This window comes from Bradyrhizobium sp. CFUWI (assembly GCF_056429085.1).
Map to the genome: position 1 here is coordinate 1 of NZ_JBWJZE010000335.1, position 381 is coordinate 381.

At 71.9% G+C, this 381-nt stretch carries 1 protein-coding gene; it reads right to left on the reverse strand.

Annotated features, from left to right (window positions below):
- Positions 1-381: hydantoinase/oxoprolinase family protein (locus tag AC066S_RS40070; protein WP_478272106.1), on the reverse strand; the 381-nt coding region annotated here is incomplete at both ends.

Here is a 381-nt window from a genome sequence, read left to right on the forward strand (position 1 = left end):
AAGACGCGCTGCATGCCCAATGCATCGGCCACTAGGCAGGCATGCTGGCCGCCCGCCCCGCCGAAGCACTGCAGGGTGTACGCAGTGATGTCGTAGCCGCGCGCGACCGAGATCTTCTTGATGGCATTGGCCATCTGCTGCACGGCGATCCGGATGAAGCCGTGCGCCACGTCCTCCGGCGCGCGGCCGGTGCGCGCGGCCCAGTCGGCGAACCGCTCGCGCACCACGCCGGCATCGAGCGCCGCATCGCCGGCCGGGCCGAACACCTGCGGGAAATGTGCGGGCTGGATCTTGCCCACCATGACGTTGGCGTCGGTCACCGCCAGCGGACCGCCGCGCCGGTAGCATGCCGGGCCGGGATGGGCGCCGGCGCTCTCGGGC